Annotated in this window: 2 protein-coding genes; both read right to left on the reverse strand. The window is 56.7% G+C overall.

Features of this window, described 5'->3' with window-relative positions:
- Positions 1–473: 473 nt before the first annotated feature.
- A complete protein-coding gene (locus QFZ88_RS08820; protein ID WP_139116421.1) occupies positions 474–10,694 on the reverse strand; it encodes a hypothetical protein in 10,221 nt (3,406 codons plus the stop codon).
- Positions 10,695–11,261: 567 nt separating this feature from the next.
- Positions 11,262–12,707, reverse strand: coding sequence for an HlyD family type I secretion periplasmic adaptor subunit (locus QFZ88_RS08825; RefSeq protein WP_150978955.1), 1,446 nt, complete (start codon positions 12,705–12,707; stop codon positions 11,262–11,264).
- Positions 12,708–12,710 lie beyond the last annotated feature (3 nt).

The raw sequence follows: 12,710 nt of genomic DNA on the forward strand, positions 1-12,710 counted from the left end.
CTGGGCAGGGCGGACGGCGGATTGAGGGTGATCCGCGGAGATTTGGCTGAAGTGGCGGTTCAAACTGTCTTACCTTATCGTCGGCTATGGGGCTCCCAGAAAGTTCGACGATTGCTTTCTTGGGATAGAGCATTTCGGAGCGTAGGAATTCGCTTGTTTCGAACCCTAATTCGATGGCCCGGTTCAACTCTCACTCGACCGACCGACGTCATGTAAAATTTATGATCAACGCCTCGGCTGGTAACCGTACCGCCAATCGGTTTGCGTGGAACGTCAGAGTATCCAGGACGGATTCCAAGCCACTAGTTTACTATGATGCAGGCGGGGTAGTTCTCAGAAATAAACAGGAGCGCGAACAGCATTTTTCTATGGACGCAAACCTAACGTCTCAGTGACGTATTAGACCCCACTGAGGCAACAAGACCCGCTCGGTTGGCGAGCGGGTCTTGACTGCATCTGGTATCAAATGGCGGTCAGGCGGCAGCCCAACTCCGACCGGTAGCTGCAATATCCGTCGATTTCCAACTTGGGTCCGAGGCAGATGCCGCCATTTGCGGGCCAGTCGAACCGGCGGCGGTATCTGCCCCAAACGACGCCATCGCTGCAACCAGACTGTCGATCCTGGCGTTCGCCGGCATGGCGGCAACGGGTGCAGCATTGCTGTTGGCGGGAGGCAATCTCCCTGCCAACGCCGCGCTGGACGCAGCCGTCCGCTGGACCGCCGGCTGCTCATCGCTTGCGACCAGCTTGGAGGGACGAGACACCAAGGTCACGTCGCCAACCAGATTACGGGTGCCGCTGACCCTCTCGAACCAGCTCGTCCCGACAATCTCGGAACCGTCGCCGTAAGCGATAGCGCCTTCCGGACTGGAGGTTAGACCAATGCGGGTAATGCCGGCTTCAGCAAGTGTCTTCAGTTCACCAGCGTCTGTGACGCCATCCTGATTGGCATCTTGCCAGATCCGGAATTCACCCCAACGCGCATCGTTGCTGTCAAAGACGTTGTCATGGTTGGTATCGAAAGCGAGCCTGAGTGCTTCCAGATCGGAGATGCCTGCGGACGCACCAGATCCGTCGCCGATCCAAAGATTGAAGGCAAGTTCCTTGGCTTGGTCGATGACACCATCAGCTCCAGCCGAGCCATCGGCGGCAAGATCGATGACAAGGAAGCCATCTTTCGGGCCTGCCCAGGATGTTTGGTCACGCAATCCGTCGCCATTCCAATCGAACCGTGGACCAGATTGCTCTGTCGGCGGCGCCAAGGCACGGATATCGGTATGACCATCGCCGTCGAGGTCCAGGACGACAGGCCGATGTCCACCGCCGCCGCCAGAGGAAGGGGGCTGGTAGCCCGTGTAAACAGTTCCGTTGTCGTAAGTAATTCTGTAAAATGTCGTTCTGTTTTGCCCGCCACCGGAATTGGTAACCGACCACACCTTCCATGTCTGAAGATTGTCAACATCGTAGTCCACTATCGTGGAATCGGTTCCATTCGCAGAGGTGTCGACTGTCCTATAAAGCGCTCCAGACGAGTTCCTATACTCATAATACAAGTTTACATATCTTTGCGGCGGATTTCGGTAATAGACCGCCATCTGCGTCCCGTTGTCGTAGTTAAACACTTCGGCCGTGTTTTGCCCCGATGCGTTGTAGTAAGCGATATAGCTCGCCCAGTTTTGAGCATTGGCGATGTCGTAAGAGGTCGTGACGTAAGAACCATCATCATTGTTTTGCGTCTGATCAGTCTGCTGCTCGGCTGCATTGAAATGCTGGACAATTGACGTCCAGGCATAGGCATTGGTCGGGTCGTAGTAATCTCGATATCTGGAGCTATCATCGTAGATGATGTTGGTCCCAATTCGACGCCCGGCAGTATCGTAGTAGCACGTATAAGTAGACCAGTTTTGTGTGTTCGTCGGATCGTAAGTGACGGAATAAGACGATCCATCATCTTCAGTTCGAGCCATGTATGTCATGGCGCCTGCAGAGTTGTATTTCTCCAATATCGTCGACCAGGGATTGGCATTTGTCGGATCGTAATAGTCCCGATATCTGGTGCCGTCGTCGTAGATGATGTTTGTCCCAATTCGACGCCCTGCGGCATCGTAGTAGCACGTATAGGTAGACCAGGTCTCAGTATTCGCTGGATCGTAAGTGATAGAGTAAGATGAGCCGTCATCTGCGGTTACGACGGTGTATGTCGCAGATCCGGCAGAATTATATTTTTCGACTATGGTTGACCATGATTGTGCATTGCTCGCATCCAAGAAGGTTTCCGTCCGCGTGCCATCGTCGTTATTAAACGTTTTATGCGTAAGCCGCGACGACGTATCATAATATTCAACTGTGGACGACCAGGCTTGAGTGCCAGCTGCATCGTAAACCGTTACAACGTACGAACCGTCGTCATTATATTGCGTCTGGTCGGTTTGCTTATTTGCCGTATTGAAATGCTGGATAATCAGGCGCCATGATTGAAGGTTCGCGGGATCTCTAAAGTCGTGATATCGGGTTCCGTCGCGATAATCATAGCCGACTTCAACTTCTTGACCGGCCACATTGCGCCATGACGTGTAGGTGGACCAAGTCTGGGCATTGGCCACGTCATAGGTGATGTAGATGCCGGTGCCATCGTCCATGAACTGCTTTTCGAGTGTTTTCTTGGTGCCATCCGCACTGAAGGTCTGCTCGACCCGTTGCCATGGCTTAGCGTTAGCCGGGTCATAGAGGATGTTCGTGGAAAGCAGGCCATTCGCATAGGTCGCCAGTGCGATCATACGATTGGCTGTGTCGTAGGTGGTAGCTTGCGTCTGCTTGGCCGTGGCGACATCGAAGGTGATGTCGACGCGGGTATTGTCATCCATGAACTGCTTTTCGAGCGTTTTTTGGCCAGCGGCATTGTAGCTCTGCTCGATGCGGGTCCAGGGATCGGTGTTCTTGGGATCGTAGAACGTGCCTGCGGTCAGCTTGCCGTCCTTGTTGATGCTGTGAACTGAACGAACCACTTCATCGGTACCAACGAAGGTGGTTTGCTGGGCCGTCCCGTCGATGCTGAGGATATATTGCTCCGTCTTGTTGCCAGCGCCGTTTCTCGTGGTGCGAGTGGTCAGTTTGCCGGTGCCGGTTATGTTTTCAAGCGTGGACTGTTTCAGGGTCCCATTAGCGTTGTAGTCGGTCGTTGTACGAACAACGGTGCCGTTGATGTAGAGTTCGGTCTTCTCGCCATGGTCGTAGACACCGTCATTGTCCGTATCCTTTGACAGGATCTTCGTGCGTCCATCGTTGCTGACGGTAAGCGTGCCCTTGGCGGCGACGCCACCGCTGGCATTCAACTCGGTGAATGTGGTGACCACAGAGCCGTCAATACGCGTTTGTGAAACTGCTGTGGTTTCCAGCGTTCCATTGCCGTCATAGTCGGATTGTTCGATGGCGGTGAGGCCGTCGCTCGAGACCGTCGTAACCACCTTGGCCGCGATCGCCTGTTTCCAGTAGATCTCCCCAAGTATGAGGTTTTCGGCTTTCTGTGCCTCGGCATTGTTGGTTGTCGTTGTGACGGTACCACCGCTGGCGTCCAGTACGGTTGATGATACCTGGTCGAAGACGCCGTCGCCGTTGGTGTCGAGCGAAAAGGTTTTGGTCCGACCGTCAGCGCTTGCCGAGGTTGAAGTCACCTTGACGCGCGTGTCAGCGACGCCGGCAGCTATCTTGTAATCAGTCGCGATGCTGGACTGGCTGCCATCGGCCTTGATGTTGTTGGTGACGATGCGGCGCCTGTCGACCGTGCCATCGAGATCCATATCCCACTCAGTGGTCGAAGAGCGGCCGTCCGCGCTGGTCGTGATCGTTGTCCGGTCAATACTGCTGATGCCCGTGACGACGGTCTTGGTCGAACCATCGACATATTTGATCCGTTGCTCGACCTGATCGATGGTGCCATTGCCATCGATGTCACGCTGAATGGTCACTTCACGGCCATCGGCGCTGGTGGTGGTGAACTGCTTTTCAATAACAGAATTGGTCGAGTTGTTGAGTATCTTGGTCTCGACGGTCGAACCATCGGCCAGAACCGCTGTTGAACTGGTGATCGTGCGATTGGAGAATCCGGCCTGGGGGCGCTCCTCGACCGTAGTTACGGTGCGCCCGTCATTGGACGTGGTGATCGTCGTTCCGGAGATTTTTGTCCCACTGGCATAAGCCGAGATGGTGCGTACCGTGCCCCCGTCGGTGATGGCCGTCGTGTCCGTGGCGGTTTGATCGACCGTCCCGTTGCCGTCGACATCCCATTCCTTGGTGGTCGATCGGCCGTTGGCACTTGTCGTGGTCTGGTAACGCGATTTCAGCGTCGATCCGACCGCTGTCTCGATCGTATCGGTTCGTGCATCGGCATAACCGGAATGCGGCCCGAACCCCGTCGACGACGTTTGTTTGTTGTCGACGGTTCCGTCCGCATTGAGGTCAAAACTCTCGGTGCGCGTTTTGCCATCTGCGGAGAGCACCACAACAGTACGCTCGATCGCCTGAGACGCTCCGCTGTAACGGGTCGTCGTGGTCTTCGACCCGTCCGTATTGAGGACGGTTTCTGCAACGGCGCGGTTGTCCACCACGCCGTCGCCATTGGTATCGTAGTCGGTTGTGACGATCAGGCCATTGGCGCTTTCCGTGACGATCTTCTTGGCTGTCACAGCGACACCGTCGGCGCCGAGATCGACATAAGTGGTGGTCACGCTGCCGTCTGGGTTCACGACGCTCGTCGATTTCTGGTCGATCACGCCATTGCCATCGATATCGACAGTCATCGTCACGCTCTTCTTGTCGGCACTCGTCGTGGTGACAGTTGCGCTCTCGAGAGCACCGCCGGCCTTGGTGGTGGTCACGGTTTTGGTGCTACCGCCATCGGTAGCTAAGGTCGTCACCTCGCTCATCGCACGGGTAACCGCACCGCCGGCCCCCATCCAGGTCGTGGTGACAGCCAGGCCATTGGCCGAGGTGGTGACAGCGGTCTTTTCCGTTAAAGCGCCTTGAGCATCAAAGGCCTCCCAGGTCTCGGTCTTCGATCCGTCGGCACCGTGGACGATTTTCTGCACGATCCTGCGATCAGTCATGCCATTGCCGTCGGCGTCCGTGATGACGGTCGTCGTCAAGCCATCGGCGCTGACTGTCGTCAGGGAACTCGAGGCCACCCGGCTTGCGTCCGCCTGGAACGCATAAGTATTGGTGGTCGTGGTGACCGATCCGTCGGCATTGACAGCCTTGACGATCTTTTCGTCATCCGAGCCATTGCCGTCATAGTCACTTCTCACCTCGACCGAGCGCCGGTTGGCCGCGGTCGTGGTAACGGTGTTGTCGACGGTGGTGCCGCTGCCGTTCTTTGTCGTGTTGCGTTCGACGATAGAGCCATCAGCGATATACTGCTTGCCCACCGTCGTCGTGCGATCGACTGTGCCATTGCCATCAAGATCAGCCGCAATCGTGGTCACCAGGCCATTGGCGCTGACCGTAGTTGTGCTCTTGCCAACCAAGGTCGGCGAGGAGCCTGCAGAAGTGGTTACGGTTTTGGTGGTCGAACCGTCAGCATTCAGCACAGTCTTTTCGATCGATTGTTCCTGCAACCAGCCGCGATCGAACGTGTCCGTCGTCTTCTCATAACCGTTGGCACTGATCGTCGCGCTGCTGACCAACACCGCGGCCGACGTACCAGTCTGTTCGGTTATGCGCCTAGTCCGCACGCCATCCAAACCGATAGTGGTTTGATCGACCGTCACTTTGTCAAACGTACCGTTGCCATCAAAATCTTCGCGCAGTGTGGTGGTCAGGCCATCCGCGCTGACCTCGGTCACGGTCCTTGCAATCACGGTTCCGTTGGTGGCCAGATTGGTCACGGTCTTCGAGGTGCTGCCATCGGCGTTGAGCACGGTGGTCACTGTCTGGTCGACTGCACCATCGCCATTGTCGTCAAAGGTTGAGGACCGCGTCCTGGTATCGGCGCTGGTCGTCTCGACCGACCTTGCGAGCAATGTTCCGTTGCCAGATTTCGTCTCGATCGTCAGGGTTTGGGAACCGTCAGATCCAAAAGCCTTGATGGTTGTTGTTATACGGTCGATGACGCCGTCGCCGTCGAGATCAACCTGTTCGGTTTTCGAGAGTCCGCTGGCCGATGTCGTGACAATCGTCTTGCCCGCAATCAGACTGCCATTGGCACTCGTAGTCGTTTTGGTTTCCGTGCGACTACCGTCGGCATTGATCGTCACGCTCGACGTCGTGGCCCGGTCAAAAGTGCCGTCGCCGTTCCAGTCCTCCTTGACCGTCGTCGACAAGCCGTTGGCCGTGATGGAAATCTCCCGCACCGCCGTCAGCGCGCCGTTTGCGGCAAATGACTTTTCGGTGGTGGTCGTGATGCCGTTGATACCTACGACGATCGCCTTGGTCGTATCCGCAGCACCATCGCCATCGCTGTCCGTACTGGTTACGATGCTGTTCTTGTCGGCACTGACGGCAATCGTTGTCTTCGATAGTCGGGCGTTCGTACCGCTCCACTCTTCGATCGTTTCAAACGTCGATCCGTCCGCGCCTAGCTGCTTTACGTCGGTGGTAACCCGATCGTAGTTGCCATCGCCGTCGATATCGTCCACGACCTTCGTATACAGCCCATTGGCACTGGTCGTGATGGTTTTGCGATTGGCTATCGTGGCGATACCGGCCGTATCCGTAATGGTTCGCGTCTTCGATCCGTCGGAATTGTAGACTGTGGAATCCTCTTCCTTCGTGTCGTAAGTGCCATCCCCATCAAGGTCTTTTAGCGTCGTCTTGTTGAGCCCATTGGCGCTGGTGCCCACAACAGCGCGCGACACCTGCGTCGTACCAGCCCATTCGGCTGAAGTCTGGGTTCGGCTGCCATCGGCATTGATGGTCGTGTAATCCATCAATGTCTGTTCATTGTAGCCATCTCCGCCGAGATCAACTTTGGTCGTTTTGGTCAGCCCGTCGGCAGAGATATCGGTACTGGTTTTGCGAATGACGGATACGCCATCCGGCGCGAGCTCCGTCATCGTTGCTGACTTTGAGCCGTTGACATTGGTGGCCGTCACTGTCGAACGATCGACACTGCCGTTGCCGTCAGTATCTTCCATCAGCGTCGTGGTCTTGCGGTCGGCGCTAACCGTGGTGATCGTTTGCGACAGCCTGGTGCTGTTGCCGCTCGACGTCGTCACCGTCTCGGTGCGACTGCCGTCGCTGTTCAAAACGATCACATCGTTCACGATGCGATCGACGGCGCCATCGCCATTGATGTCGCTCGAAACCGTCTTGGTCAGGCTGTCCTGCGAGATCGTGGTGGTGGTTTTGTCGACGAGTGCGCCGCTGGCGGCACCGCCTCGGCTAAAATGCTGCACCGTCTCAGTGCGGCTGCCATCGCCGTTCAAGACAGTGACGTCGCTGGTAGTGCGGTCGAACGTGCCATCGCCGTCGAGATCGTCGTCCGTGGTCTGGGTAAAACCATCCGCAGAGGAAACCGCACGGGTTTTACCGACCAGCGAACCATCCGCATTAAATTTCGAAACCGTGCTTGTGGTTACGCCGTCGGCGTCAACGATGATGGATGTCGTTTGATCGACCGCCCCATCGCCATTCGCGTCCGCTGTGGCTGTGATCGTCTTGCGATCCGCGCTGGTCGATGTCACCTGTTTTGACAGCAGCGCGCCATTGCCGCTGCGCTGTTCGACCGTCTGCGTACGCGAACTATCGGCCGCAACCACCGTCACATTCGACGTCGTCCTGTCAGCAATACCGTCGCTGTCCTGATCCTCAGCCAGAGTATGGGCGAGACCATCGGCGCTGGTCGTGGCGATGGTCTTACTGCGGAGCGTGCCGTCGCCGTTGTAGGAAGTGACCGTGTTGGTCACTGCCCCGTCCGTTCCGGTCGCGGTGACGGACACTTCACGCTCATCCACCAGGCCATAACCGGCACGATCGTAGTCAATCGTCTCGGATCGGCCGTCGGCTGCAGTCGCTGTGACAATTTTGCTGATCAACGTGCCGTTGGCACTCTTTTGGGTGACCGTTTTGGTGCGCGAACCATCGCCTGCGACAACCGTCACCTCGGTTGTTTCGAGATTGAAGGTGCCACCGCCGGTCTCGTCCAGTTTGGTCACCTTGGTCAGACCGTCGGCACTCGACGTGACCATCGTCTGCTTCAAGAGCGTGCCGTCGACGGCAAACTGCTTCACCGTGGTCGTCGTCGACGAGGTCGACGGAGTGGCGCCGTCGGCATTGATGACAAAGATCTGGCTCTGGTCGTCGCGTCCGTCGCCATCCTGATCGACCAGGGCCGTAACCGTTTTGCGGTCAGCGCTGGTGATCGTCGTGGTCTTGTTCAACAACGAACCGTCGGCGTTAAAATTGGCGACAACACGCGTGCGTACGCCATCGGCGGCAATGACTAGATCAACGGTCTGCGAGCGATCGAACGTGCCGTTGCCGTCATCGTCGAATTTGGTCTGCTTGTGCGAACCGTCGGCGTTAGTCGTGATCAGATTGCGGAAGGCAAGGCTGCCGTCTATGTTGTAGGCGAGCAAGTCTTCCGTCGTCGAACCATCGGCATTGGTGGTCTTGGTGCGCTTGACCGTATAGCCGTTCTCGTCTCCCGAGAGCACCGCATCGCCAACCTGCCCGGTCGTGCCATCGGCCTTGGTGTAGGTCGTCGTGCCGGTGATCGCCGAACCATCCTCGAAACTCTGCCCGCTGCCTTTCGGCGTCAGATCGATCGAGGTGATGCCGAGCTGATCCAGCGACACAAGCTGATCGCCGACCATCACCTTGAAATCCGCCCAGCGCGCGTCGCCGACGTCCAGCTTGCCATTGCCGTTGGTGTCGAACACCTTCTTCAGCGCGCGAAGATCGCTGGTCTCACTCTTGTCCCATTCGGTGAAGATGAACTCGCTCGATCGGCTGATTTTGCCATCGCCGTCGGCGTCAAAGACCAACACACCATTGCCATCGCCTGCCCAGGCCGTGCGGTGCTCGTAACCATCGCCATTGAGGTCGACAAAACGCGACGACGAGCCAAGCCCATCAACGTTCAATCCATTGCCGGTGAGGTCGAGAAGAACGGGATGGCCGCCCCAACCGTTGTTCGAGCTGTGGTCATTGCCACGATTGTTGCCCGCGTGATCTCCAACGGCACCAACGCTTCCGCCCCTCCCGGAAGACCCGCTGCCCGTATTGCCGGAGCCGCGCGTGCCGCCGCCGTTTCCTGATGGATAGCCCGCCTTACGATCCATGAGAGCGGAAAATCCGGCGTCATCGGTGTTGACGCCCAACGCTTGCGCCTTGTTGTAGCCAATGGCTTTCGCCTGGGTTGGAGTGGCTCCCCTTGAGAGTGCCTCACTAACAGCCTTTGCTGCCCGCTCGGAGCCGCTGGGGGAAGAGTTGGCGCCGCTAAACCAATCGCCAATCTGGTCCCAAATACTGCGCGGCGCCGGCGTCGGAACGGGTGCGTATTGAGGCAGATCCAGTTGCTTCGGAGGTTCATACTTAGCGACAGGCGCTTTCGTCGGCTTGTTTGGATTGATGCTTGGCGATGGGGTGGCAGCGGTCGAGGGAAGTCCCACGCCGAGATCATCCTTGACCTTGCCCGGGAAGCTCGGCGTCGCTCCTATTCCGAGATCATCTTTGACCTTGCCAGGGAAACTGGGCGTTGCGCCGATGCCCAAGTCATCCTTGGTCTTGCCGGGAAAATTGGGGCTACGTGTCGTAGTTACGCCGCCACCAAAATAGCCAGGAGCACTGCGATTGTCGGGATTGTTACCAGTATTGGTATATCCGCCGCCCGGTGTGCCATAGCCCGTATTGTGACCACTGCGATTACCGCTCTGCGTAGCGCCGTTCGTACTGAAGCCATCGCGTGGCGAACTCGAACCGGGCGCTCCAACTCCGCCCATGTCGCGGCGGCTGGCTTCTGTTGTCGCAGCGTCTGTCCTGTAGCCGCGATATCCCGAAACATTTGTTGTGTTCTGAACGGAAGCCGCGCGATCATCGCGTGCGTCAAGCGCATGACTCCACTGAGCATCAACTTTCGCGATATTCGCAGCGCGATCCGCCAACTGAGCGTTGTATTTTTGGGTCGCCGCCACAGCATCCGGCGAGCCGGCCCACTTGTCGTTGAATGTGGTTTCATATCCCGGTTTGATGGACGGATGAAGGCTATCTTGTGCAGACGACGTAAATGGGTTGTTACCAAACGGCGCCCCAGGAAATGCGTTGGGATTTATTGTAGGCAAATCCCTTATGGTGTCGACCAAAGCCCCTCCGCCTAGGGCTGTGACAAATGAAACGCCACTACCGATCACGAACGAACCTAGGGTTCCATAGAGAGGTCCTGCAACCGACACCGTATAGCCAAGTGACGCGTTAAAAGCCCAAGCTCCAGCTTGCAGGCTAGCATATCCAACAGCGACATTGGTGGCCGCCCCAGGGATGCCGCCACTCTCGTAGCCCAACCCCGCAGAAAGAGCGAGGCTGAACCGACCGGCGACCTTTCCAAACATACTAACCGCAGCATGGACATCATTGACCGACACCCCATACTTGGCAGCAACCCCCAAGATTGCAGCATGTTCGATGTCGAGAGCGAGGCCAATGTAACCATAGTATTTGTCAGCCCTATCCGCGATTTTGCTTCCACTTGAAGTATCAACCATCACGACCTCCCGCGAACGTTCGAATTAAACATATTTGTCTTTACGTAAAGAATAACTCTTTCGATGAATATTCTCAGGAAGAGATAGAAAAATATTATCAATAGCACAGATTTTACGTAAATATGAAAATACCCTATTCTTACATTCAGAGTGAATATAGATTCACCATTGGTTATTTTGAATGCGAAAAAAATATCAAAAATGCAAACCATAAGCGCAAAAAACGAAACCTTCATAAGTCCAGTTATGTACACATACGATTCGCTTCTAGCATCTTGCAAGATGTTCCATAGAAACCATAAAAACCAAATGGCGCCAATCGACGATGTTATTTGAGTTAATTTTGAACCCATACCAGGTGGTAGTGAATTAAATTGCTCAGAGTCTATCAATATTAAATTTGGTGGCCAAGCTGAGACAAAAATAGATTTTTCAAAACCATCACAATGCCAGTAATTTATTAATGCGATAGTTGACATCGTCAACAATAATGCGACAGCCATGGATCTGACAGTCCTGACAAACATTTTCCGATCAAGTTTTATTTGAACATCTTTTTTGCTTTGATCATCTTTCATGGAATGCCTCATCTTTCATCTCCATGAGTGGATCGAGCAGGAATTCGATGACACGGCGATCGCCGGTCTTGATCTCGGCGGTGACCGACATGCCGGGCGTTAGTGGGACGTCCTGGCCATCGGCGCGGATGCTGGTATCCGCCATGGCGATGCGCACCGGGAAGACGAGCGGTCCGGCTGTTTGTTGAGCAGTGTCTGGGGCGGCTTCCTTGGTGCCCGCTGTCGGCTTGGCGGGAATCGCATCGTTGGAGACCGACTGCACCGAGCCATCGAGCGTGCCGTAGCGGGTGAAGGGGAATGCCTCGAGCTTGATGCGGGCACTCTGGCCCTCGCGCACAAAACCCTTGTCCTTGTTGAGCAGCATCGCTTCCACTTCGAGTGCCGTGCCGTCGGGCACCACCACCATCAGGCGCTGGCCGGTCTGCACGACCTCGCCAAAGGTGGTGATTTCCACCTGTTGCACGCGGCCGGAAACCGGGGCTTTCAGCGTGCTCGCCCGCTCGAACAGTTCCGCCTTGGTGAGATCCTGCCGCAGCGTGCCGATCTCCTTGTCCGTATCGGTCAGTTCCGTCATCAGCTTGTCGAGATAGGCTTCGTGGCGTTCGCGCTTGCGCGCTTCGAGCGCGGATTTGGTTGCTCCGAGTTCGGCGATGTGGCCTTCGTCGGTGACAACCGCCAGCAATTGATCCTGCTTGCTCTGGCGCGCGTCGATGGTGCGCGACTTGATGCCGAGGCCACGGCCTTCGAGCTCCTCGAAGACATCGAGCCGGTCGCCGGTCAGATTGACCAGCTTCTGGCGCTCGGCCAGCGTTTTGGCGCCGCGCTCGATCTCGACTTTTTTCGCGGCAATGTCGGCGGCGAGACTGAGCTGTTCCGCCTCATATGCGGCCAGCGACTGGCGCATGCGCTGCTGCTGCAGGTCGATGAGCGAGCTCGGCGCATTCGAAGGCGCGGTGAAGCGCGCTTCGATCAGTGGCATTCTTTCGTCAACCGCCTTGATCATCGACCGCAAGCGGGCCGCCGAGACTTCGGCGATCGCCAGATTGCCGGCGAGTTTTTGGCGTTCCGCCATCTGCTCGGCGGGGTCGAGTTCGACAAGTGTTTGCCCAGCCTGGACATGGTCGCCGGACTTCGCGTGGATGGCTTTCACACGCCCGGTGATCAGCGGTTCGATCACCTGCACCTTGCCGATCGGAATGATCTTGCCCTGCACCGTGGCGAAGGTGTCGATGCGGCCGAACCACGACCAGGCCACCGCCCCACAGGCAAAGACGATGATCAGTCCGGCAAAGACGCGCGCCGTCGGCGAGGCCGGCGTTTCGAGGATTTCGATGCTTGCCGCCTGGAACTGCCGTTCATCGGCATTGAGACGCGGGCGTTTTTCTTGTCGCTCCCTGGCGATCCCATGTCGAACGGCTTGCCAGATGCGTCCCATCGC

The sequence above is a fragment of the Mesorhizobium sp. YL-MeA3-2017 genome (assembly GCF_030814575.1).
Lineage (GTDB): Bacteria > Pseudomonadota > Alphaproteobacteria > Rhizobiales > Rhizobiaceae > Mesorhizobium > Mesorhizobium terrae.